This window comes from Streptomyces sp. NPDC002845 (genome assembly GCF_053591955.1).
In genome coordinates, this window is the sequence record NZ_JBSFUU010000056.1 from 17,212 (window position 1) to 37,779 (window position 20,568).

The following is a 20,568-nucleotide window of genomic DNA, read 5'->3' on the forward strand; positions in this document are numbered from 1 at the left end:
GACGATCCGACACGGGAAGGGCACACCGCCATGCCAGAGCTCACGAGCCGCAGAGGACTGCTCTTCGGGGCGGCCGCCGTCTCGACCGGCGCACTCCTCGCCGGCTGCACCAGCAACGAGTCCGACGACGACCCCGCCGCCAACGAGCAGCCCGCGGCCGAAGACACGCCCGGCAAGGACGTCACCATCGGCTTCGCCGGACCGCAGGCCGACCACGGCTGGCTCAACGCGATCAACGAGAACGCCAAGAGCCGCGCGGAGAGGTACGAGGACGTCACGCTGGAGATCACCGAGGGCTCCAACGACACCGCCGCGCAGATCGGCCAGATCGAGACCCTCATCAACAAGCAGGTCGACGTGCTGGTCGTGCTGCCCGCCGACGGCAAGGCGCTCACCCAGGTCGGCCTGAAGGCGATGCGGGCGGGCATCCCCGTCGTCAACCTCGACCGGATCTTCAACTCCCCGCAGGCGTACCGCTGCTGGATCGGCGGCGACAACTACGGCATGGGCCTGAACGCCGGTACCTACATCGGCGAGCAGCTCAAGGACGTGGACGACGCCCGGGTCATCGAACTGGCCGGGCTCGACAACCTGGAGCTGACCCAGCAGCGCACCCAGGGCTTCGACGACGCCCTGAAGAACTACCCGAACATCACGAAGGTGGCCCGCCAGGCCGCCGAGTTCACCGTCGAGTCGGGTCAGGCGAAGATGGCTCAACTCCTGCAGGCGCAGCCGAACTTCGATGCCCTGTGGAACCACGACGACGACCAGGGCGTCGGCGCGCTGCGCGCCATCGAGCAGGCCGGGCGCGACGACTTCCTGATGGTCGGCGGCGCGGGTGCCCTGTCCGCCTTCCAGGCCATCGAGCAGGACGACGGCGTACTGAAGGCGACCGTCCTCTACCCGCCGACCATGGCAGCGTCCGCGATCGACCTCGCCCGCGCCCTCGGCCAGGGCAAGGGGGTCGGCGGCCTCGCCGAGTTCGAGATCCCGGCCTCGCTGACGCTCTACTCGGCCGTCGTCGACAAGGACAACGTCGACCAGTACATGCCCACCGGCTTCAGGTGACGCACCGCCCCCGCACCCCCCACGCACCACGACGACGAGGACGAGGAGGACATCCTGATGACACAGCCGCACCAGGGCGACGAGGGAGAGCCGGGCGCCACGGGGGCCGAGAAGCCCTCGGGGGCCGAGAAGCCCTCGCTGGGCGTGGGCATGATCGGATACGCGTTCATGGGCGCCGCCCATTCGCAAGGCTGGCGCACCGCCGGCCACGTCTTCGATCTGCCGCTGAGCCCGGTCCTCGCCGCCGTCTGCGGCCGTGACGGACAGGCTGTGCGCGCCATGGCCGACCGGCACGGCTGGGCGGCGGCCGAGACCGACTGGCGCGCCCTGATCGCCCGGGACGACGTCGACCTCGTCGACATCTGCACCCCCGGCGACAGCCACGCCGAGATCGCCCTCGCCGCACTGGCCGCCGGCAAGCACGTCCTCTGCGAGAAGCCCCTCGCCAACACGGTCGAGGAGGCCCGGGCCATGGCCGAGGCGGCCGAAGAGGCCTCCGCACGAGGTCAGTCGGCCATGGTCGGCTTCAACTACCGCCGGGTGCCCGCCACCGCGCTCGCCCGCAGCATGGTCGACGAGGGGCGGCTCGGCGCCCTGCGGCACGTACGGGTGACGTACCTTCAGGACTGGCTCGTGGACCCCCAGTTCCCGCTGACCTGGCGGCTGCGCAGGGAGGCGGCGGGCTCCGGGGCGCTCGGCGACCTGGGGGCGCACATCGTCGACCTCGCGCAGTACCTGGCGGGGGAGCCGGTCGTGGGGGTCTCCGCGCTCACCGAGACCTTCGTACGGGAGCGGCCGCTGCCCGCAGGAGTGTCGAGCGGGCTCGCGGCAGCGGGCGGCGGCGCCGGGAAGGGGGCTGTCACGGTCGACGACGCGGCCCTGTTCACCGGGCGGTTCGCCTCGGGCGCGCTGGCCTCCTTCGAGGCGTCGCGCTTCGCGACCGGACGCAAGAACTCCCTGCGCATCGAACTCAACGGCGAGCGCGGCTCGTTGGCCTTCGACCTCGAACGGCTCAACGAACTCGCCTACCACGACCACACGGAACCCGGCGCCCACGCCGGTTTCCGCCGCATCCTCGTCACCGAGCCCGACCACCCCTACCTGGAGGCCTGGTGGCCGCCGGGCCACGGCCTCGGCTACGAGCACACCTTCGTGCACCAGGCCCGCGACCTCGTGCACGCCATCGCCGCCGGCAGCCGCCCCGACCCGTCCTTCACCGACGGGCTCCAGGTGCAGCGCGTCCTCGCGGCGGTGGAGGAGAGCGCCGAGAAGAACTCCGTCTACACACCGATAGCGGTCTGAGGAGGCCTTTCGCATGCCGCGCACCTTTACGCTCTTCACCGGCCAGTGGGCCGACCTCCCCCTCGAAGAGGTCTGCCGCCTCGCCCGCGACTTCGGCTACGACGGACTCGAACTCGCCTGCTGGGGCGACCACTTCGAGGTGGACAAGGCGCTCGCGGACTCCTCGTACATCGACTCGCGGCGTCAACTGCTCGACAAGTACGGCCTGAAGTGCTGGGCCATCTCCAACCACCTGGTGGGCCAGGCCGTCTGCGACGCCATCATCGACGAGCGCCACCAGGCCATCCTGCCCGCCCGCATCTGGGGCGACGGGGAGGCCGAAGGTGTACGGCAGCGGGCCGCCGCCGAGATGGCGGACACCGCGCGGGCGGCCGCCGCCTTCGGCGTCGACACCGTCATCGGATTCACCGGCTCCGCCATCTGGCACTTGGTCGCCATGTTCCCGCCCGCCCCCGAGTCGATGATCGAGCGCGGCTACGACGACTTCGCGACACGCTGGAACCCGATCCTCGACGTCTTCGACGCCCAGGGCGTGCGGTTCGCGCACGAGGTCCACCCGAGCGAGATCGCGTACGACTACTGGACAACTCACCGCGCGCTGGCCGCCGTTGACCACCGTCCCGCCTTCGGACTGAACTTCGACCCGTCCCACTTCGTGTGGCAGGACCTCGACCCCGTCGGCTTCCTGTGGGACTTCCGCGACCGGATCTACCACGTCGACTGCAAGGAGGCCCGCAAGCGGCTCGACGGCCGCAACGGCCGCCTCGGCTCGCACCTGCCCTGGGGCGACCCGCGCCGTGGCTGGGACTTCGTGTCGGCCGGGCACGGCGACGTCCCCTGGGAGGACGTCTTCCGGATGCTCCGCTCGATCGACTACCAGGGCCCGGTCTCCGTCGAGTGGGAGGACGCCGGAATGGACCGGCTCCAGGGCGCCCCCGAGGCGCTGACCCGCCTCAAGGCGTACGACTTCGAACCGCCGTCGGCGTCCTTCGACGCGGCGTTCGGCGGCAATTGAGCGCATTAGACAGCAGTTGATGGTATTTGAACGCACCGATTCTCCGGGGTGACGGCGCACCCCGGCGTCCCGCACACACCCGTGCACCCGCGTACGACCAGCCCCTTCCTGGAGGCATTTCGTGCACCCGTACGACGAAAACAGGGACAACAGGAGTCGCACCACACACCCGAGACGCCCGAGGCTCACGAAATTCCGCGGGGCACTCGCCCTGCTCAGCGGACTGCTGCTCGCGGGCACCTCACTCGGTCTCACCGCACCCGCGGCCGGCGCAGCCGTCGCCGACCCGGGCGCGGCCCCCGCGGTCGCCGCGGAGGACTTCCAGCAGGTCACCCTCGCCAAGGGCGAACCCGAGGTCGGCGAGCCCATGTCGCTCGCCGTACTCCCGGACCGCTCGGTCCTGCACACCTCGCGCGACGGCGAACTCCGTATGACGGACGCCGCGGGCAACACGAGACTCGTGGGCAAGCTCGACGTGTACGCGCACGACGAGGAGGGCCTGCAAGGCATCGGCATCGACCCGGATTTCGCCGACAACCGCTTCATCTACCTCTACTACGCACCCCTGTTGGACACCCCGGCGGGCGACGCCCCCGAGACCGGCACCGCCGCCGACTTCGCCCCCTTCGAGGGCGTCAACCGCCTCTCACGGTTCGTCCTGAACCCTGACGGCACGCTGGACACGGCGAGCGAGACGAAGATCCTCGACGTCCCCGCCTCCCGTGGCCTGTGCTGCCACGTCGGCGGTGACATCGACTTCGACGCGGCGGGGAACCTGTACCTGTCCACCGGTGACGACACCAACCCCTTCCAGTCGGACGGCTACACGCCCATCGACGAGCGCGCCAACCGCAACCCCGCCTTCGACGCCCAGCGTTCCTCCGGCAACACCAACGACCTGCGCGGCAAGATCCTGCGTATCAAGGTGAACGCCGACGGCTCGTACTCCATACCGGACGGCAACCTCTTCGCCCCCGGTACGGACAAGACGCGCCCCGAGATCTACGCGATGGGCTTCCGCAACCCGTTCCGCTTCAGCGTCGACCAGGAGACCGGCATCCTCTACGTCGGCGACTACGGCCCCGACGCGGGCGCGGCGAGCCCGACACGCGGCCCGGCCGGCCAGGTCGAGTTCGCGCGGGTGACCGAGCCGGGCAACTACGGCTGGCCGTACTGCGTCGGCGACAACAAGGCCTACCTCGACTACGACTTCGCGACCGGCGCCTCGGGCGCGGCCTTCGACTGCGCCGCCCCCAGGAACACCTCGCCGAACAACACCGGCCTGACCGACCTTCCCCCGGCCCAGGCCGCCTGGATTCCCTACGACGGCCCGTCCCTGCCGGAGTTCGGCGACGGCTCCGAGTCCCCGATGGGCGGCCCGGTCTACCACTACGACCCCGAGCTGGACTCCCCGGTGAAGTTCCCGGAGGCGTACGACGGTGACTTCTTCGCCGGAGAGTTCGGGCGCCGCTGGATCAAGCGGATCACGAGCGACGCCGACGGAACCGTGCAGTCCATCAACGACATTCCCTGGACCGGCACCCAGGTGATGGACATGGCCTTCGGCCCGGACGGCGCGCTGTACGTCCTCGACTACGGTCTCGCGTGGTTCGGCGGCGACGAGAACTCGGCGCTGTACCGCATCGAGAACGCCACCGACGGCCACTCGCCCGTGGCCCAGGCCGCGGCCGACCGGACCTCCGGGCAGGCACCGCTGAGGGTGCGCTTCTCGTCCGCGGGCACGACGGACGCCGACGGCGACGCGCTGACGTACAGCTGGGACTTCGGCGACGGCGGTACGTCGACGGCGGCGAACCCCTCGTACACGTACCGGAAGAACGGCACGTACACGGCGACGCTGACCGCCGAGGACGCCTCGGGCCGTACGGGCAGCGCGAGCGTGCAGGTCGTCGTGGGCAACACCGCTCCGAGGGTGAAGCTCGAACTCCCCAAGGACGGGCAGTTGTTCAGCTTCGGTGACGCCGTGCCGTTCAAGGTGAGGGTCGCGGACCGGGAGGACGGCAGGATCGACTGCGCCAAGGTGAAGGTCAGCTTCATCCTCGGCCACGACAGCCACGGCCACCCGCTGACGTCCGCCAACGGGTGCACCGGCACCATCCAGACCAGCGCCGACGGCGGCCACGACGAGAACGCCAACATCTTCGGGGTGTTCGACGCCGAGTACACCGACGGCGGAGGCGGCGGGCAGGCCCCGCTGACCACGCACGACCAGAATGTGGTCCAGCCCAAGCACCGGCAGGCCGAGCACTACGGCGAGGCCGGCGGCATCACCGTGCAGGACAAGCCGACGGCGCACGGCGGCAGGACCGTCGGCGACATCCACAACGGCGACTGGATCTCCTTCGAGCCGTACGTCCTGTCCAACGCCACGAAGATCACCGCACGGATCTCCTCGGCGGGCGCGGGCGGCAAGCTGGAGGTCCGCGCGGGCTCCCCGAAGGGACGGCTGCTCGGCACCGCGACCGTGCCGGTGACCGGCGGCTGGGAGAACTTCCAGGACGTCACCGCGAGCCTGTCCCGGGCACCGTGGGGCACCACCACGCTCTACCTGGTCTTCAAGGGGCGCGGCACCGGCGCGTTGTACGACGTGGACGACTTCACGTTCACCACCGACTGAGAGGGACATACACAGCATGCGATCGACCAACCGACTGACAACGTCAGTCGTCGGAGCGGCCGTGCTCCTCGGCTGCGTCTCGGGACCGGCGGCGTCACAGGCGAAGCAGGACGGCACACGGGTGTTGGTGTTCTCCAAGACGGCCGGCTTCCACCACGGCTCGATCTCCGCCGGCATCGAGGCGGTGAAACAGCTCGGCGAGACGGGCGGCTTCACGGTCGACTCGACGGAGGACGCCGGAGCCTTCACGGCCGACAACCTCGGGCGCTACGACGCGGTCGTGTTCCTGTCGACGACCGGTGACGTCCTGAACGCCGCCCAGGAGACGGCCTTCGAGGGCTACATCCGCAGTGGCGGGGGCTACGTCGGCATCCACGCGGCCGCCGACACCGAGTACGACTGGGCGTTCTACGGCGGGCTCGTCGGTGCCTACTTCGAGTCGCATCCGTGGTGGCCGATGCGCGCCACGGTGCACGTCGAGGACCGCGCCCACCCGGCGACCGCGGACCTGCCCACCACCTGGAAGCGCACCGACGAGTGGTACAACTTCCGCTCGAACCCCCGGGAACGGGTCCGCGTCCTGGCCTCCCTCGACGAGTCCTCGTACTGGGGCGGCACCATGAACGGCGACCATCCGATCGCCTGGTGCCAGAACTACCAGGGCGGCCGCTCCTTCTACACCGGCGTCGGCCACAGCAAGGAGTCCTTCGCCGAACCCGCCGTCCGTCAGCACCTGTTGGGCGGAATCCAGTGGGCCACCGGCGCCGCCGAGGCGGACTGCCGACCGGAGAACGGCTACCGGCCGCTCTTCGACGGCACGGCCGCGTCGCTGTCGGCATGGCGGCAGGCGGGACCGGGCGCCTTCGAGTTGAGCGACGACGGAACACTGACGTCGGCCGACGGCCTCGGGATGCTCTGGTACGCGGGGTCGGACTTCACGTCGTACTCACTCAAGCTCGACTGGAGGATGGCCAGTGCCTCCGGCGACGACAACTCCGGGGTGTTCGTGGGCTTCCCGGCCTCGGACGACCCGTGGTCGGCGGTCGACAACGGCTACGAGATCCAGATCGACGCCACCGATGTCCCCGAGCGCACGACCGGCTCGGTGTACAGCTTCCAGTCCGCCGACCTCGACAAGCGCGACCGTGCGCTGAACCCGCCGGGGGAGTGGAACACGTACGAGATCCGCGTGGAGGGCGAACGGCTCCGCGTCTGGCTCAACGGCGTGAAGATCAACGATTTCACCAACACCGATCCGGTCCGGAGCCTGCGTGACGGCCACATCGGCATCCAGAACCACGGAGCCGAGGACCAGGTGTCCTTCCGCGACATCCGGATCAAGGAACTGCCCGAGCGCTCCGCGAAGGGCAACTGAGCGACGGCGGGCGGGGGACGCCGGACCCCCGCCCGCCGTCCTGACCGGTTCTCTTCCGGTTCTCTTTCGGCTTGCGTACGGCAAGGAGGCTGACCATGTCCGAGTCCCGCTCCGAACTCCGGGTGGGCGTCTGGCTGATCGGTGCGCGCGGCTCCGTCGCCACCACCGTCGTCGCGGGCTGCGCCGCCGTGGCCGCCGGCCTGCACACCTCGACGGGCATGGTCACCGAGACCCCGCTCTTCACCGACTCCGGCCTGCCACCCTTGTCCTCCCTGGTCTTCGGCGGCCACGACGTCGTGGACTGCCCCCTGCCCAAGCGCGCGGAGACCCTGGCCGCCGGCGGCGTGCTGCCCCACGGCCTCCCGTCGGCGGTGGCGTCCGAACTGGCCGCCGCCGACCGGGAGATCAGGCCGGGCGGCCCGGTGCCCGGGGACACGCGGGACGACGACTCGATGATCGAGACCTTCGTCGCCGACATACGGGATTTCGTACGGCGGTGCGGGCTGTCCCGCGCGGTGGTCGTGAACGTGGCGTCGACGGAACCCTCGGCGACCGGGGACAGTCTGCCGCCCAGTTCTCTGTACGCGGCGGCGGCCCTGCGGGCGGGCTGTGCGTATGTGAACTTCACCCCGTCGACCGGCCTGCACCATCCGGCCCTTGCGTCCTTGGCGGCTGCCTGTGGTCTGCCGTACGCGGGTCGGGACGGCAAGACGGGCCAGACGCTGCTGCGGTCGGTGCTCGGGCCGATGTTCGCCCAGCGGGCGCTGACCGTGCGGGCCTGGTCCGGCACGAATCTCCTCGGCGGCGGCGACGGCGCCGTGCTCTCCGACCCGGCCGCCGCGGCGGCCAAGAACGCGGGCAAGGAACGGGTGCTGGCGGACACGCTGGGCGTGGCACCGGAGGGCGAGACCCACATCGACGACGTTCCCGCCCTCGGTGACTGGAAGACCGCCTGGGACCACATCGCCTTCGACGGCTTTCTCGGCACCCACATGACCCTCCAGACCACCTGGCAGGGGTGCGACTCGACGCTCGCCGCACCCCTGATCCTGGACCTCGCCCGCCTGCTGTCCCGGGCCCAGGAGGCCGGCCTGTCGGGCCCGTTGGCCGAGCTGGGCTTCTACTTCAAGGACCCGGCGGGCGACGGGCCGTCGGCTCTGGGGGAGCAGTACGCGGCCCTGGCGACCTTCGCGGAACGGCTGCGAGGGGTGGCGTGATGAGGGGGAGGAGGGCAGGAGGTATGAGGCCGGTGCAAGGGGAGACGAGCCCGGTGTCGGGGCATACGAGCTCGGCGTCAGCGGCGACGAGCCCGGCGTCAGGGGAGACGGACTCGCAGTCGAGAGATGTGGTCTCCCGCCTCCGACGCACCACCCCCACTCCCATACCCACCTCCGCCGCCCTGCCGCGAGCGTGGGCCGAACTCCTCCGCCTTCCCGCCCTGTTCACCGTCCCCGGCGACGCCCTGGCAGGCGCGGCCGCGGCCGGAGCCCGCCCGAACCCCCGCACCCTGCTCGCCATCGGTTCCTCCCTCTGTCTCTACGAGGCGGGCATGGCCCTGAACGACTGGGCCGACCGCGACGAGGACGCCGTGGACCGCCCGCACCGCCCCCTGCCCTCCGGCCGCGTACACCCCACGGCCGCCCTCGCGGCAGCGGCTGCCCTGACTGCGGCGGGCCTGGCCCTGGCCGCCCGCGCGGGCCGCCCCACCCTGACGGTCGCCGTCCCCCTCGCGGCCACCGTCTGGTCGTACGACCTCACTTTGAAGCGCACCCCCGCGGGCCCTCTGGCCATGGCCACCGCCCGAGGCCTGGACCTCCTCCTGGGCGCGGCCGCGACAACCGGCCGCTCCCGCCGAGCCCTCCCCTCAGCCGCCCTGCTGAGCACGCACACCCTGGCGGTCACCGCCGTCTCCCGCCACGAGACCCAGGGCGGCTCCATCCGAGCCCCTCTGGCCGCGTTGGCGACGACGGGGGCGCTGACCTGGCGGCTGACGCGAGGTCCCGCGTCGGGACACCGTCGTCCCCCGGGCACTGCGGCAGCGGTCCTGCGCGCGGCCCTCACCACCGCCTATACCGCGACTGCCGCGCGCCCCTTGCTGCACGCCACCCTCAACCCCTCACCTCCGCTCACCCAACGAGCCGTCGGCGCCGGCATCCGTGCCCTGATCCCTCTCCAAGCCGCCCTGACCGCCCGTTCGGGCGCGCTGGGCACGGCCCTGGTCACCGCGACCCTCGCCCCGGCGGCCCGCGCGTTCGCGAGGAAGGTGAGCATCACATGAGCCCGCACCCGGCCCCGGAGCCCACGTCACGTCCGAGCCCTCACCCCCTCCGCTTCGGTTACGGCACGAACGGGCTCGCGGACCTCCGCCTCGGCGACGCCCTGGCCCTGCTCGCCGACCTGGGCTACGACGGCGTCGGCCTGACCCTCGACCACATGCACCTGGACCCGCTCACCCCGGGCCTCGCGACCCGCACGCGCCGGCTGGCCCGTCGGCTCGATGCGCTCGGCCTGAGCGTCACGGTGGAGACCGGCGCCCGCTATGTCCTCGACCCGCGCCGCAAACACGGCCCGTCCCTGCTCGACCCCGACCCGGAGGACCGGGCCCGCAGGGTGGATCTGCTGGTCCGGGCGGTACGGGTCGCTGCCGACCTCGGCGCCCACGCCGTGCACTTCTTCAGCGGCATCACCCCGGCCGGCACGGACGAGTCCACCGCCTGGAAACGCCTCCCCGACGCACTCGCCCCCGTGCTGGACGCCGCCACCGCCGCCGGCATCCCCCTCGCCGTCGAACCCGAACCCGGCCATCTCCTCGCCACCCTCGCCGACTTCCACCGCCTCCGCGAAGCCCTCGGCAACCCGGACGTGCTGGGCCTCACCCTCGACATCGGCCACTGCCAGTGCCTGGAACCCCTTCCTCCCGCCGACTGCGTCCGCGCCGCCGCGCCCTGGCTGCGCCACGTCCAGATCGAGGACATGCGCCGTGGTATCCACGAACACCTCCCTCTCGGGGACGGGGAGATCGACTTCCCGCCCGTACTCGAAGCCCTGGCCGCCACCGGCTACCAGGCCCTGACCGTCGTCGAACTTCCCCGCCACTCCCACGCGGGCCCGCACCACGCCGAACGGTCCCTGCCCTTCCTGCACCGCGCGGCAGCCACGGCCTCAGCGCCCCCGGACGGTTCCCGGGACACCTCCGCCGTACCCGAACGGAGCACCTCGTGATCCAGCACCACACCCCGGGCCACCGGACAGCCCACCCCCTCCAGGCCGTCCACGCCACGCCCGCCGACGCCCCGCACCCGGCCCGCACCACGCCGGCCCAACTGCGCACCCGGCTGGCCGCGCGGCTCGCCGCACCGGCCCGCGTCTGGCTGGACCGTGCCCTCGACGAGGCCGCCGCCCGGCCGGGCAGCCACGGGCCCATCTCCGTGTGGGAGCTGCGCCTGGCCGAGGCGGGCCGCCGCTGCGGTGCCGAGCACGCCGACGCCGTCCGCGTGCTCATCCTGCACGCGGCCCGCGCCGACGCGGACACCCTCACCCGCGTCTACCGCCAGGGCACCGCCGCCGAACGCCGGGCCGTCCTGCACGCGCTGCCCCACCTGGTGTCCGGTCCGCAGGCGGTGCCGCTCGTCGAGGACGCCCTGCGCACCAACGACACGAGCCTGGTCGCCGCCGCCCTCGGCCCGTACGCAGCCCGCCACCTGGATGCCCACCACTGGCGGCACGCCGTCCTGAAGTGCCTGTTCACCGGCGTGCCCGTGGACGAGGTGGCCGACCTGGCCCGCCGCGCCCGCGCGGATGCCGAACTCGCCCGCATGCTCGGCGCCTACGCCGACGAACGCACCGCCGCGGGCCGTGCCGTACCCGAGGACCTGTACCGCGTGATGGCCCTGACCGAGCCGGAGCCCCGCACAGCCCCGGCGGCTCCGGCCCCCGCGGCTCCGGCCCCCGTGGATCACCCCGGTACCTCGCCCAGCCAGCACAGCACCGACGGCACCGACCGCGCGGACAGCACCGACGGCACCGACCGCGCGGACAGCGCCGACGGCATGGACCGCGCGGATGGCACCGATGGCACGGACCGCGCGGACAGCTCGGACGGCAAGGACAGCTCGGACGGCTCGGACGGCAAGGAGTCCTGATGCGCATCTTCGACCCCCACATCCACATGACGTCACGGACCACCGACGACTACGAGGCCATGCATGCCGCGGGCGTCCGCGCCGTCGTCGAGCCCTCCTTCTGGCTCGGCCAGCCCCGCACCTCGCCCGCCTCCTTCCTCGACTACTTCGACTCCCTTCTGGGCTGGGAACCCTTCCGTGCCGCCCAGTACGGCATCGCCCACCACTGCACGCTCGCCCTCAACCCCAAGGAGGCGAACGACCCCCGTTGCGTCCCGGTACTGGACGAACTGCCCCGCTATCTCGTCAAGGACCAGGTCGTCGCCGTCGGCGAGATCGGCTACGACGCGATGACGCCCGCCGAGGACACCGCGCTTGCCGCCCAGCTCCAGCTCGCCGCCGACCACGAGCTGCCCGCGCTCGTCCACACCCCGCACCGTGACAAGCTGGCCGGCCTGCGCCGCACCCTGGACGCCGTCCACGCATCCGCCCTGCCCGCCGACCGGGTCCTGCTGGACCACCTCAACGAGATCACCGTCAAGGAGGCCAAGGACAGCGGCTGCTGGCTCGGCTTCTCCGTCTATCCCGACACCAAGATGGACGAGGAACGGATGATCGCCGTCCTGCGGGAGTACGGGCTGGAGCGGGTCCTGGTCAACTCCGCCGCGGACTGGGGCAGGAGCGACCCCCTCAAGACCCGCAAGGTCGGCGACGCCCTGATCGAGGCAGGCTTCACCGAGGACGACGTCGACCAAGTGTTGTGGCGCAACCCCGTCGCCTTCTACGGACTCAGCGGCCGTCTCGACCTCGACGTCGCCGAAACGGACGCCACCCATGAGGGCAACTCCATCCTCCGCGGCGCTCCGCTCACCGACGCGTCCACCCCGGAGGCGTGACCCATGCGCTTCCGCCACCCCGACGGGTCCACCGTCCACCTCGCCTACTGCACCAACGTCCACCCCGCCGAAACTCTCGACGGCGTCCTCGCCCAACTCCGCGACCACTGCGAACCCGTACGCCGCCGCCTCGGCCGCGACCGCCTCGGCATCGGCCTGTGGCTCGCCAAGGACGCCGCGCACGCCCTCGTCACCGACCCCTCCGCTCTGCGCCGGCTGCGCACGGAACTCGACGTCCGAGGCCTCGAAGTGGTCACCCTCAACGGCTTCCCGTACGAAGGATTCGGAGCCGAAGAGGTCAAGTACCGGGTGTACAGGCCGGACTGGGCCGACGCCGAACGTCTCCACCACACCATCGCCCTGGCCCGCGTCCTCGCCGGACTCCTCCCCGACGACGTCACCGAAGGCACGGTCTCCACACTGCCGCTCGCCTGGCGCACCGCCTATGACGACACCCGAGCCGCCCACGCCCATACGGCCCTCGCCACCCTCGCCGAACGCCTCGACGCCCTGGAGGAGTTGACCGGCCGCTCCATCCGCATCGGCCTGGAGCCCGAGCCCGGTTGCACCGTCGAAACCACCGCCGACGCCATCGCCCCGCTCACCGCGATCGGCCACGACCGCATCGGCGTCTGCCTCGACACCTGTCACCTCGCCACCTCCTTCGAGGATCCGCACACCGCCCTGGACGCGCTGACCACCGCCCGCGTCCCCGTCGTCAAGTCCCAGCTCTCAGCCGCCCTGCACGCCGAACACCCCCATCTCCCCGAAGTCCGCGAGGCCCTCGCAGCCTTCGACGAACCCCGCTTCCTGCACCAGACCCGCACCAGCACCGCTGCCGGTCTCCGCGGCACCGACGACCTCGGCGAAGCCCTCAAGGGCGACTCCCTGCCCGAGTCGTCTCCCTGGCGAGCCCACTTCCACGTCCCGCTGCACGCGGCCCCCGCCGCACCCCTCACCTCTACGCTGCCCGTACTCAAGGACGCCCTGACCCGACTGGCCGGCGGCCCGCACCCGCTCACCCGCCATCTGGAGGTCGAGACCTACACCTGGCAGGCCCTCCCGCCCGAGTTGCGCCCGCGCGGCCGCGGCCAGCTCGCCGACGGCATCGCCGCGGAACTCACCCTGGCCCGCGACCTGCTGACGGACCTCGGCCTGAAGGAGCTGCCGTGAACCACTCCGGCAACCAGTCCCTGAACCAGTCCGCGGACCAGGCTGCGAACCAATCGGCGCACACCAGCGGGCCCACCCCTCTCCTCGTGCTCGACGTCGTCGGCCTCACTCCCCGTCTCCTCGACCACATGCCCCACCTCAAAGCCCTCAGCCGATCAGGCTCATGGGCTCACCTCGGCACCGTCCTGCCCGCCGTCACCTGCGCCGCCCAGTCCACCTTCCTCACCGGCACCCACCCCGCCGAACACGGCATCGTCGGCAACGGCTGGTACTTCCGCGAGCTCGGCGACGTACTGCTGTGGCGCCAGCACAACGGCCTGGTGTCCGGAGACAAGCTGTGGGACGCCGCCCGTCGCGCGCACCCCGGCTACACGGTCGCCAATATCTGCTGGTGGTACGCCATGGGCGCCGACACCGACATCACCATCACCCCCCGTCCGATCTACTACGCCGACGGCCGCAAGGAACCCGACTGCTACACCCGGCCCCCGGCCCTGCACGACGAACTCACCGAGAAACTCGGCACGTTCCCGCTCTTCCACTTCTGGGGTCCCGGCGCCGACCTCGTCTCCAGCCGCTGGATCATCGACGCGACCCGTCACATCATGCGCACCCGGCACCCGGACCTGGCCCTGTGCTATCTCCCCCATCTCGACTACGACCTGCAGCGCTTCGGCCCCGACGACCCGCGCTCCCGGAAAGCGGCCGCCGACCTGGACGCGGCCATGGCCCCCCTTCTCGACGACGCCCGCGCGGCAGGCCGTACGGTCGTCGCCCTCTCCGAATACGGCATCACCCGCGCGGACCGCCCCGTCGACATCAACCGCGCGCTGCGCCGCGCCGGACTCCTCGAGGTGCACACGCAGGACGGCATGGAGTACCTCGACCCGATGGCCTCACGCGCCTTCGCCGTCGCCGACCACCAGATCGCCCACGTCTACGTACGCCGCCCCGAGGACCTCGAGACCACCCGGGCAGCGCTCGCCGACCTGCCCGGCATCGAGCAACTCCTCGACGACGAGGGCAAGAAGACCCATCACCTCGACCATCCGCGCTCCGGCGAACTCGTCGCCGTCGCGGAGCCGGATGCCTGGTTCACGTACTACTACTGGCTCGACGACGCCCACGCGCCCGACTTCGCACAGCTCGTCGAGATCCACCGCAAACCCGGCTACGACCCGGTCGAGCTCTTCATGGATCCGCTCGACCCGTACGTCAAGGTCAAGGCGGCGGGCGCACTGGCCCGCAAGAAACTCGGCATGCGCTACCGCATGGCGGTCGTGCCCCTCGACCCGTCACCTATTCGCGGCAGCCACGGCCGCCTTCCCACGAGCGACGACGACGGTCCGCTCATCATCTGCTCCACCCCCCGCGCTGTCGACGGCCGCCTCGCGGCCACCGACGTGAAATCACTGCTGCTCCAACTCGCCGGTCTCCACTGAACCGGTCTCCACCGATGCATCCGGACACACACCACTGAACCAGACACCACTGACAACGCTCCGCCGACAACGAGGAGTTCCCGCATGAGCCGCACAAGCCGCACGAACAACTCGGCAGACCCGGAACTGGCGCACAGACTCAGCAGACGAGGTGTGCTCGGCGTCGCCGCCGGCACCACCGCCGCGACCCTGCTCGGCGCGACCGTCGCCGCCTCCCCGGCCGCAGCCGCGCCCGCCGGGGCGACCGGCACGGACCGGCACGGAAGAGGCCGGCCCGTCCTGCCCCCCGGCCGCCTCGGCGTCCAGCTCTACAGCCTCCGCGACAAGGTCTCCACGCTCGGCTTCGCCCCGGTCTTCGGCGAACTGCAGAAGTATGGCTACGACGAGATCGAGTTCGCCGGCTACACCCAGGGTTCGGCGGGCTCCATCACCCTGGCCCAGCTGAAGCGACTCGCCGCCGACCACGGCCTCAACCCGATCGGCAGCCACGTCGGTTACTACTCCAGTGACCCCAACGCGTACACCTTCGCGCAGAACCTCACCAAGGTTCTCGACGACGCGGAGGCCCTGGGCCTCAAGCACATCGGCACGGCGTCGGGCCCCTTCCGCTACGGCGACACGGTGGACGCCTGGAAGCGCGCGGCCGAGGAGTTCAACACCTACGGCGCGGCCGCCAGGAAGCGCGGCATGAAGTTCTACCAGCACAACCACGCCGAGGAGTTCTCCTTCGCGTCGGACCGTCCCGACGTACGCCTCTACGACGTGCTGCTCGCCGAGACCGACCCCGGTCTGGTCTATCTGGAGATGGACATCTACTGGGCGTTCGCCGGCCAGTTCCGCTTCTCCAGGCAGGTCGACGGCACCCCCGCCCCCTTCGACCCGCTGCGCTATGTCCTGAAACGGCCCGAGCGCTACCCGCTCTTCCACGTCAAGGACGGCATCCGCGACGACTCCGTGCGCGACGGCTACCGGATGACGGACGTCGGGGGCGGTGACATCGACTACAAGAAGTTCATCTCCAAGGTCACCCGGCGCACGCACGGCCGGCGCCGCTACCACCACTGGCAGGCGGAGCACGACAATCCCGTCGAGTCCTTCGCCTTCGCCCGCAAGTCCAGCGAGCACCTGCACTCGCTGCGGGAGAGGTGCGGATATTAAGGCTCCGTAGGCAGACGGCCGGCCCCGGAACCCAGGGGGTTCCGGGGCCGGCCACCTGTTTTCAGCTCACTCGTTGAATGTCTTCCAGTTCGAGCAGGCGACCGGGGAGGTGTCACTCGAGCCGTCCACCGTACACACCCTCATCCGGTAGGCGAGGCGCGTGAGGACGTCGTACCTGAAAGAGGCGTAGGTGCCCGACCCCTTGCCGTTGTACACGGTGTCCGCGAGTGACCAGCGATTGCCGACCGGGTGGAACACCTGCAAGGACCCCCGCACACCGTGGCTGTCGGCGCGGTCGTCCCAGACATGGAAGTCGTCACCGTCGTCGATGTGCACCATTGATGCGGACGATCCGAGGTATACCCAGGTGTTCCCGAGGATCGAAGCGTCTCCGTCATCGGCGAAGGCTGAATCGACTCCAGTTATGGCGATCAGGGGAGCTGCGAGGGTTGCTGTGACGCGGAGTGACCATCGTCTCGGCATGAACGTCCCGTTGCTCGAAGGTTGATCGCGGTACCGTACGTGGTCTCTTTGGTTCACTGCACGGGGGCGCGCGGTACGAAGTGAGGGGCCCGGCCGAAGCCGGGGCCGCTCCGGTGTGTGCGGTCAGGCGGGCTGGGGAATCAGTCCATCTCCCGGCTGATCGGCTGGGGATTCGGCTTGATCCCGCCACTGCCCCTGGTCTTGGGCCGTCCCGGTGGGGTCAGGAAGAGCGCCATGAATCCGGCGAAGAACGAGATGCAGCCGGCCAGGATGAAGGCGCCGTCGAGCCCCCAGGCGTCGACGACCACGAAGCCCATACCCGCGCCGAGGCCGGACACGAGCTTCGAGCTGTAGACCATGCCGTAGTTGGTCGCGTTGTTGTTCTCACCGAAGTAGTCGGCGGTCATCGCCGCGAACATCGGGAAGATGGCGCCACCACCGAAGCCGGAGATGGCGGAGAAGATCAGGAACAGCGGAAGGTTCTCGGCCTCGGCCGACCAGAGGATGCCGAACTGGGCAGCGCCCAGAATGACGCAGACGTACAGCAGGCACCTCTTGCGGCCGTAGAGGTCGGAGAGCCAGCCGATCACACCGCGCCCGGTGCCGTTGACGATTGCCTTGAGCGACATGGCGGTGGCCACGATCCCGCCGGCGAAGCCTGCCTCCTTGCCGATGTCGATCTGGAAGGAGATACCGAAGATGTTCACGCCCGAGGTGCAGGCGAGACAGAACCACATCAGCGCCACCCGGCCGGTCTTCCAGGCCTCCAGGGGGCTGTACTGGTGGACGGCTGGCGGGTTCTTCTCCAGGGAGCGACGCGCGCGCGGGTCCTCCGGCGGGTTCAGCGGGTTGATCTCGGCAGGCCACCAGTTCTTCGGCGGGTCCTTGAAGAAGAAGCCGGCGACGGCCACGACGCCGGCGAGGAAGACGCCGACCGTGACCAGGATGACCTTGAAGTTGGAGACGTCCATCACGTTGGTGAACAGGAAGACGAAGGGCACCGAGCCGTAGGCGAAGCCGCCGTTGACGAAGCCGGTCTTGCCGCCCTTGCGTTCCGGGTACCACTTGCCGACCATGTTGACGCAGGTGGCGTACACCATGCCCGCGCCCATACCGCTGAACATGCCGAAGCCGATGAAGGCGAGTGTGACGCTCGGCGCGTAGGCCAGCGACAGATAGCCGAAGAGCGTTCCGGTGGCGCCGAGCATCATCGCCCAGCGGGCCGGCAGCTTGCCGGTCTCACGCAGCCGTCCCGCCGGGAAGGCCACCGCGGCCTGGAAGAACACCCAGGTGGTCAGCATCCAGAAGATGCTGCCTTCGGACCAGAGATGTGCCTGGTGCAGCGTGTCCTCGGCGGACGCGAACGCGTACTCCGCCGAGCTGATGCCCATCATGCCCACCCAGGGCAGGATGACCATCCACTTGCGTTTGCGGCCCATGATGTCGATGTCGGATTCACCGATCCGGTACATCCGGCCGTTGGCGTCCGTCACCTCCCTGTAGGGGACGGATGTGGAGATGTCAGTTGTCGCCATGTCGATCGAACCCTTCGCGTGGAAGAAGTCTGGCCAGCGCCCCCTGTCCGTGTTTCTTCGCGCAGGGGCCTGCGGCGAGCGGTCACCGCAGGCCCCGTGGTTCGGGCCGTCGCTCAGTTCATCGACCGCCCCCTCGATGTGCGCGTCGCGTGTGCCCAGCGGGCCGTGTCACGCCGGGAGGACACTCGCCGGGCCCCGGCCAGCCGACGCGCCGAGAGACCCCGCATCACAGCAGCCCCGCGGCGCGCGCCCAGCGGTACTTCGCACCGAGCACGGCGACCGGCTTCTCGGTCGTGTACGGGTACGCCACGACGCCCCGCTCGAAGAGGTACTGGCACGCCTCCTCGACCTCGACGTCGCCCGCGAGCGACGCCACCACGGGCTTCTCGATGCCGCGGTCCCGGAATTCGGCCACCACGCGCGCGGTGAGCTCGGCGAAGACCGTGGGAGGGGTCACGATGGTGTGCCAGTAGCCGAGGACGAGCGAGTGGATCCGCGGGTCCTCCAGGCCGAGCCTGATCGTCGCCTCGTACGTGGACGGGGGCTCGCCGCCGGTGATGTCCACCGGGTTGCCGGCGGCGCCGAAGGGCGGGATGAACTTCCTGAAGGCCTCGTCCAGGTCCGCCGGAATCTCCATCAAGGAGAGGCCGTTGTCGGTCACCGCGTCGGACAGCAGTACGCCACTGCCGCCGGCACCCGTGATGATCACGACATTGTCGCCCTGCGGGGCCGGCAGCACGGGCAACGCGCGCGCGTACTCCAGCATTTCGTTCAGCCCAGGAGCCCTGATGACACCGGCCTGCCGCAGGATGTCGTCGTACACGGCGTCGTCGCCCGCCAGCGCGCCCGTGTGCGAGCCCGCCGCCTTGGCGCCGGCCGCGGTACGGCCCGCCTTCAGGACCACGACCGGTTTCTTGGGAACCGTCGCCCGCGCGGCCTCCACGAAGGCGCGCCCGTCCTTGAGGTCCTCCAGGTGCATGGCGATGCACTGGGTGTTGGGGTCCTCGCCGAACCAGGTCAGCAGGTCGTCCTCGTCCAGGTCCGACTTGTTGCCGAGCCCGACGATCGCCGAAACGCCTGTCTTCGTAGTGCGTGCGAAGCCGAGGATGGCCATCCCGATGCCACCCGACTGCGAGGTCAGCGCGACACCGCCCTTGACGTCGTACGGCGTGCAGAACGTGGCGCACAGGTCCTGCCACGTCGAGTAGTAGCCGTAGATGTTCGGCCCGAGCAGCCGGACGCCGTGCCGCTCGGCGATCGCCACGATCTCTGCCTGCAACTCGTGCTCGCCGGTTTCCGCGAACCCGGAGGGGATCAGTACGGCGTTGGGAATCCTCTTGCGTCCCACCTCCTCCAGGGCCGAGGCCACGAACTTGGCGGGGATGGCGAAGACCGCCACATCCACCTCACCGGGAACGTCCGTGACACTCTTGTACGCTTTGCGGCCCAGAATGTCATCGGCCTTGGGGTTCACCGGATGGATCTCCCCGGAGAAGCCGCCGTCGATGAGGTTGCGCATCACCGAGTTGCCGATCTTGCCCTGCTCGTTGGAGGCACCGATGACCGCCACCGAGCGCGGCTGCATCAGCCGCCGCATCGACCCCAGGATCTCCTCGCGCGTGTAGGTGCGCCGGGGCTTCGGCACCGACTCCGCGAGGATCACGCGGATGTCCGCCGCGACCGCGCCCTCCGGGGTGGCGATCACGGGGTTGAGGTCCACCTCGGCGATCTCCGGGAAGTCCGCGACGAGTTCGGAGACCCGGCGGATCTGTTCGGCGATCGCCCACCGGTCCACGGCCGCCGCCCCGCGCACCCCGTGCAGGATCTCCGCCGACCGGATCGAGTCCAGCATGGACAGCGCCTCGTCGGCGTTCACCGGTGCCAGCCGGAACGTGACGTCCTTCAGCACTTCGACGAGCACACCGCCGAGCCCGAAGGCCACGACCTTCCCGAACGTCGGATCGGTCACCGAGCCGACGATGACCTCCTGCCCCTGGGGAAGCAGTTCCTGGACCTGTACGCCCTCGATGCGCGCCCGGGGGTCGTACGCGCGCGCGTTGTCGATGATTTTGTGGAAGGCGGCCCGTACGTCGGTCGCTCCCTCCACCCCGACGATCACTCCGCCCGCATCGGTCTTGTGCAGGATGTCCGGCGAGACGATCTTCATGACCACCGGCCCGCCGAAGCGCGCCGCGTACGCCACCGCCTCGTCGACGTCCGTCGCCAGCTCCTCGCCGGGTACGGCGATGCCGTACGCGTCGGCGATCACCTTGCCCTCGGGCGCGGTCAGTGCGCTGCGGCCCTCGGCCCGTACGGTGTCGAGGAGCGTACGCACCCTCAGCACCCGGTCTTCGGCCATCAA

General features: G+C 70.4%; 16 protein-coding genes. 13 read left to right on the forward strand and 3 right to left on the reverse strand.

Annotated features, from left to right (window positions below; translation table 11 throughout):
* Nucleotides 1-30: 30 nt before the first annotated feature.
* From ACWD3C_RS32510 to ACWD3C_RS32570, 13 genes are all read left to right on the forward strand, one after another.
* Complete coding sequence (locus ACWD3C_RS32510; protein ID WP_451149758.1) at nucleotides 31-1,068, forward strand: substrate-binding domain-containing protein; 1,038 nt, start codon at nucleotides 31-33, stop codon at nucleotides 1,066-1,068.
* Nucleotides 1,069-1,125: 57 nt separating this feature from the next.
* Nucleotides 1,126-2,370, forward strand: coding sequence for a Gfo/Idh/MocA family protein (locus ACWD3C_RS32515; RefSeq protein ID WP_451149759.1), 1,245 nt, complete (start codon nucleotides 1,126-1,128; stop codon nucleotides 2,368-2,370).
* Between the two features lie 13 nt (nucleotides 2,371-2,383).
* On the forward strand, nucleotides 2,384-3,385 hold the full coding sequence (locus ACWD3C_RS32520; protein WP_451149760.1) for a sugar phosphate isomerase/epimerase family protein: 1,002 nt from the start codon (nucleotides 2,384-2,386) through the stop codon (nucleotides 3,383-3,385).
* 121 nt (nucleotides 3,386-3,506) lie between these two features.
* Nucleotides 3,507-6,023 (forward strand): PQQ-dependent sugar dehydrogenase, encoded by a 2,517-nt coding sequence (locus ACWD3C_RS32525; protein WP_451149761.1) that lies wholly within the window; start codon nucleotides 3,507-3,509, stop codon nucleotides 6,021-6,023.
* A gap of 16 nt (nucleotides 6,024-6,039) precedes the next feature.
* Nucleotides 6,040-7,398 carry a ThuA domain-containing protein gene (locus tag ACWD3C_RS32530; protein ID WP_451149762.1) on the forward strand — a complete coding sequence of 453 codons (1,359 nt, stop codon included), beginning with the start codon at nucleotides 6,040-6,042 and terminating at the stop codon, nucleotides 7,396-7,398.
* A gap of 95 nt (nucleotides 7,399-7,493) precedes the next feature.
* Nucleotides 7,494-8,615, forward strand: a complete 1,122-nt coding sequence (locus ACWD3C_RS32535; protein ID WP_451149763.1) for an inositol-3-phosphate synthase — start codon at nucleotides 7,494-7,496, stop codon at nucleotides 8,613-8,615.
* Nucleotides 8,616-8,638: 23 nt separating this feature from the next.
* Nucleotides 8,639-9,676 carry an SCO3242 family prenyltransferase gene (locus ACWD3C_RS32540; RefSeq protein ID WP_451149764.1) on the forward strand — a complete coding sequence of 346 codons (1,038 nt, stop codon included), beginning with the start codon at nucleotides 8,639-8,641 and terminating at the stop codon, nucleotides 9,674-9,676.
* Nucleotides 9,673-10,620: a sugar phosphate isomerase/epimerase family protein gene (locus ACWD3C_RS32545; protein ID WP_451149765.1), complete on the forward strand. Its 948-nt coding sequence runs from the start codon at nucleotides 9,673-9,675 to the stop codon at nucleotides 10,618-10,620. Before ACWD3C_RS32540 ends, ACWD3C_RS32545 begins: the two co-directional genes overlap by 4 nt.
* Entirely contained in the window at nucleotides 10,617-11,540 is a 924-nt protein-coding gene (locus ACWD3C_RS32550) for an EboA domain-containing protein (protein ID WP_451149766.1), read from the forward strand. The genes ACWD3C_RS32545 and ACWD3C_RS32550 overlap by 4 nt, the downstream gene beginning before the upstream one ends.
* Nucleotides 11,540-12,415 (forward strand): TatD family hydrolase, encoded by an 876-nt coding sequence (locus ACWD3C_RS32555; RefSeq protein ID WP_451149767.1) that lies wholly within the window; start codon nucleotides 11,540-11,542, stop codon nucleotides 12,413-12,415. The genes ACWD3C_RS32550 and ACWD3C_RS32555 overlap by 1 nt, the downstream gene beginning before the upstream one ends.
* A 3-nt stretch (nucleotides 12,416-12,418) precedes the next feature.
* Entirely contained in the window at nucleotides 12,419-13,588 is a 1,170-nt protein-coding gene (gene eboE / locus ACWD3C_RS32560) for a metabolite traffic protein EboE (protein ID WP_451149768.1), read from the forward strand.
* 20 nt (nucleotides 13,589-13,608) lie between these two features.
* Nucleotides 13,609-15,030, forward strand: coding sequence for an alkaline phosphatase family protein (locus ACWD3C_RS32565; protein WP_451149791.1), 1,422 nt, complete (start codon nucleotides 13,609-13,611; stop codon nucleotides 15,028-15,030).
* Between the two features lie 84 nt (nucleotides 15,031-15,114).
* Nucleotides 15,115-16,188 carry a sugar phosphate isomerase/epimerase family protein gene (locus tag ACWD3C_RS32570; protein WP_451149769.1) on the forward strand — a complete coding sequence of 358 codons (1,074 nt, stop codon included), beginning with the start codon at nucleotides 15,115-15,117 and terminating at the stop codon, nucleotides 16,186-16,188.
* 66 nt (nucleotides 16,189-16,254) lie between these two features.
* Here the strand turns inward: ACWD3C_RS32570 and ACWD3C_RS32575 are convergent, their stop codons facing one another.
* The 3 genes from ACWD3C_RS32575 to ACWD3C_RS32585 form a co-directional block, all read right to left on the reverse strand.
* Nucleotides 16,255-16,527 carry a hypothetical protein gene (locus tag ACWD3C_RS32575; protein WP_451149770.1) on the reverse strand — a complete coding sequence of 91 codons (273 nt, stop codon included), beginning with the start codon at nucleotides 16,525-16,527 and terminating at the stop codon, nucleotides 16,255-16,257.
* 284 nt (nucleotides 16,528-16,811) lie between these two features.
* Entirely contained in the window at nucleotides 16,812-18,206 is a 1,395-nt protein-coding gene (locus ACWD3C_RS32580) for an OFA family MFS transporter (RefSeq protein WP_451149771.1), read from the reverse strand.
* Between the two features lie 226 nt (nucleotides 18,207-18,432).
* A complete protein-coding gene (locus tag ACWD3C_RS32585; protein ID WP_451149772.1) occupies nucleotides 18,433-20,565 on the reverse strand; it encodes an acetate--CoA ligase family protein in 2,133 nt (710 codons plus the stop codon).
* Between the last annotated feature and the right edge of the window lie 3 nt (nucleotides 20,566-20,568).

Excerpts from the sequence above, each read along its gene's own strand:
- ACWD3C_RS32510 (WP_451149758.1), top strand. The coding sequence starts at position 31 with ATGCCAGAGCTCACGAGCCGCAGAGGACTGCTCTTCGGGGCGGCCGCC.
- ACWD3C_RS32515 (WP_451149759.1), top strand. The coding sequence starts at position 1,126 with ATGACACAGCCGCACCAGGGCGACGAGGGAGAGCCGGGCGCCACGGGG.
- ACWD3C_RS32520 (WP_451149760.1), top strand. The coding sequence starts at position 2,384 with ATGCCGCGCACCTTTACGCTCTTCACCGGCCAGTGGGCCGACCTCCCC.
- ACWD3C_RS32530 (WP_451149762.1), top strand. The coding sequence starts at position 6,040 with ATGCGATCGACCAACCGACTGACAACGTCAGTCGTCGGAGCGGCCGTG.
- ACWD3C_RS32535 (WP_451149763.1), top strand. The coding sequence starts at position 7,494 with ATGTCCGAGTCCCGCTCCGAACTCCGGGTGGGCGTCTGGCTGATCGGT.
- ACWD3C_RS32540 (WP_451149764.1), top strand. The coding sequence starts at position 8,639 with ATGAGGCCGGTGCAAGGGGAGACGAGCCCGGTGTCGGGGCATACGAGC.
- ACWD3C_RS32545 (WP_451149765.1), top strand. The coding sequence starts at position 9,673 with ATGAGCCCGCACCCGGCCCCGGAGCCCACGTCACGTCCGAGCCCTCAC.
- ACWD3C_RS32555 (WP_451149767.1), top strand. The coding sequence starts at position 11,540 with ATGCGCATCTTCGACCCCCACATCCACATGACGTCACGGACCACCGAC.
- eboE (WP_451149768.1), top strand. The coding sequence starts at position 12,419 with ATGCGCTTCCGCCACCCCGACGGGTCCACCGTCCACCTCGCCTACTGC.
- ACWD3C_RS32570 (WP_451149769.1), top strand. The coding sequence starts at position 15,115 with ATGAGCCGCACAAGCCGCACGAACAACTCGGCAGACCCGGAACTGGCG.
- ACWD3C_RS32575 (WP_451149770.1), bottom strand. The coding sequence starts at position 16,527 with ATGGTGCACATCGACGACGGTGACGACTTCCATGTCTGGGACGACCGC.
- ACWD3C_RS32580 (WP_451149771.1), bottom strand. The coding sequence starts at position 18,206 with ATGGCGACAACTGACATCTCCACATCCGTCCCCTACAGGGAGGTGACG.
- ACWD3C_RS32585 (WP_451149772.1), bottom strand. The coding sequence starts at position 20,565 with ATGGCCGAAGACCGGGTGCTGAGGGTGCGTACGCTCCTCGACACCGTA.